This is a genomic window from Neptunitalea chrysea (assembly GCF_027924145.1).
Classification (GTDB): Bacteria; Bacteroidota; Bacteroidia; order Flavobacteriales; family Flavobacteriaceae; genus Neptunitalea; species Neptunitalea chrysea.
In genome coordinates this window covers 1-2,987 of the sequence record NZ_BRVP01000049.1, presented here as the reverse complement: position 1 = coordinate 2,987, position 2,987 = coordinate 1, and the positions used below count along the sequence as shown (strand labels likewise).

The 2,987-nt window shown below is 33.3% G+C and carries 1 pseudogene; it reads right to left on the bottom strand.

From position 1 onward, the window contains the following. Positions 1 to 2,091: pseudogene (locus tag NBRC110019_RS16590) on the bottom strand (SprB repeat-containing protein); the annotation flags it as partial. Positions 2,092 to 2,987 lie beyond the last annotated feature (896 nt).

Below are 2,987 nucleotides of genomic sequence, written 5' to 3'. Positions count from 1 at the left end.
GTCACTATTGCCATTACAAGAAACATTTGTTACAGAAGCGTTACCATCTATTGCAAGAGGCTCCGTTATAGCTACTGTTTCAGAAACTTGGCATCCTGTATTATCGGTTACAATAACAGTATATGAGCCTGCAGCCAATCCACTAATGTCTTCAGTGGTAGCCCCGTTAGACCAACTGTATGTATAAGGAGCAGTCCCGCCAGTAACTGTTAAATTAATGGATCCATTAGAATCACCATTGCATACAGCGTCTGATGTTGAAGTAGAAGTTAGTATAGCATCAGGTTCTGTTAGGGTAACCGAAGTTGTAACAAAACAACCTGTGCTATCTGTTACCGTTACATCATAGGTATCAGCTGTTAAATTAGTAAGGTCTTCTGTTATAGCCCCGTTAGACCAAGCATAGGTATAAGGAGCAGTCCCGCCAGTAACTGTTAAATCAATGGTTCCATCAGCGTTTCCATAGCAAGTAGCATCTGTCAACGTACTCGAAATGCTAATTGCAGTAGGCTCAGTTATAGTAACTGTTTCTGTATTTGAACATCCTACAGCATCTGTTACGGTAATGGTATAGGTGCCTGCTTCAAGACCTGATGCAGTTTGTGTAGAAGCTACTAAATTTGAATTGGCCACTAATTGTACATTGTCGAAAGCAGCATAATCATTAGCTCCATTTTGGAAACCAATCAATCGTAATCTAACGTAGTTGGAAGAAGCCGGTACGTTCACAGAAACTGTCGTCCAAGCTCCGGTGTTTTTATTTAAATCAACTGGGGTGACCCAAGAGGTTCCATTATCATACTCAATTACGTATTGTAAATAATCAGGATTGTCAAATCCAATAGTATAGTAGTCAAATGTTAAGGTCATGTTTCCGTAGGCAGAAACGTCTATTGGATCAAAAGTAATGGTATGTTCAAATGAACCACCACCGTTAGAGTTGTTTAAATCTTGTATCCCAAAGAAATAAGTTCCTTCAGATGGGGCGTCTATATCACCTGAAAATTCTTCAATTGTTGCCCATACATCTTCATTGCCGTTAACAGCAAGAGGATTTCCGAATGTTTCAGTATTGTATGTAGACGGACTAAGGGTGTAGTTCCATCCTGTACCCTCAAAGCTTTGTGAAGTAACAGTGCTAGGAGCACTCCCATCTAAATACCATTCATAAGTATAAGGAGCCGTACCATTTACAGGGTTAGCAATAGCACTACCGTCATCTGCTCCATTACATGTTATGTCATTGATAACAGATGCATTCGTATCTAAAATACAGGTGGTAATTAAACTTCCAATTGTTTTTGTGATACTATTGCTGCCAAAATTAACAACATAATATGCATCATTGTAGTAGTCAAAACTTATTGGGTAATTTAACCCTGTGTCTATTATGGTAGTAGTAGCACCTATAATGCTATTGGTGTTAATATGTAATAACGTATTGCCAGTGGAACTGGTTGCATATAATTCATTATTTATTACCTTAATATCTAAAGGTGATGTAATAGTACTAGAAATAGTATTGAGTGTTGGATTACTAGTGGTGTAATCGAAGTAATAAATATGATTGTCGAAAATATCATTAAAATATATATTATTACCAGAGTAACTTATATTAAAAGGGCTTCCAAGTCCTGTGATAACAGTAGAAGGAATTGGTGAAGTTTGTGTTAAATCAAGTTTAGCAATTTCCCCTTGAGTAAATTTAATCACGTAAAGATCGTCTCCTATTAGCACCATCCCTTCAGGGGTTGTGATATTTGCTACCGTTATAGAAGTAGCAGGAAAAGTACTAGTTAGTTCTATTTTAGCCACTTTATCAGTAGATTCTGAAGAGTAGTATAAATCAGAGCCATAAACAACTAAACCATTTTTATAACCAGATTCTGTTGATATAGTAATCGGTGTTACTGGATTTTGTGTTAGGTCTATTTTATAAATACCATCATAATCGGTGTAATAATATGTATCCCCATCTAATAGACTTCCATAAGGTCCATTAAGTCCGGAGACTACCGTGGTTGTTTGTGCTGTAACTAGACTAACACAGCCTATTACAAATAATATAAAGATACGTAATTGTTTTATCATTCGTTTAAAAGGTTTGACAGATTGTGAACTGAAATTTTTTTGTCCCTAATTTCTAAACCATTATATAGTTTAGAATTAATAATGTTCCTAAGTAAGTACAATATGTCTTTCATAGGCATAATTGATTTTAGGTTTCATGAACTGTTAATTATAATTTATCGCTATTTATATGAATGGGAATTTACATTCCGTTGTACAGTGGCGTAGAACCGCCTTGCAGATGTTTTTTCTTTGATTTTTTCATTTTTTTTTTAATTAATTCCTCCCCCCAGTAGCTATGTCTTATTTGATGAATAACCATAGAGACTGTTATTAATTAATACTCTAAAAAGCTAAGTGAATATAATCGAATACTTTTCATTAGGTAACTATAACTCAATTTTCAATTGAATTTTGTAATCTTTAAAATTAAATAGCTTGTAATGAGTCGATTAGCTAATGGTTAGTGATGTTGTTTTATATTTCTTGGCTGATTGTGTAAAGTATTGATTTTTAATGTTTTACAATTAATTAATAGCTCTTTTTTTTCTTTTTTTAATTATTGTTTTCTAATAAAAACATAAATCGAGTCCGAAAGTACTGTAAAAAATAAATGTGAGCAAATTTTGTATGTATTTAATAATAAGATACTCTTGAAGTTCGTTTAAGGTAAAAAAAGTAGGATAAAGTGCATTTGTTTAAAATAAATCGTGATTATTTTTTTACGTTTAAACGTTTTATTTGTAAGGCACTCAGATAATATTCTATGAAGGGGTTGCTGAAATAAGATTTAGTTTAAGGTGTTTCGAGAATAGTATTTATCGATTAGTATTTAAATAAAAACCCGGGTTAATATCCCAGGTTTTTTTATGTATGAATTTAATATGTTTTTAGTAGTTAAATATTGAGTATCTAAT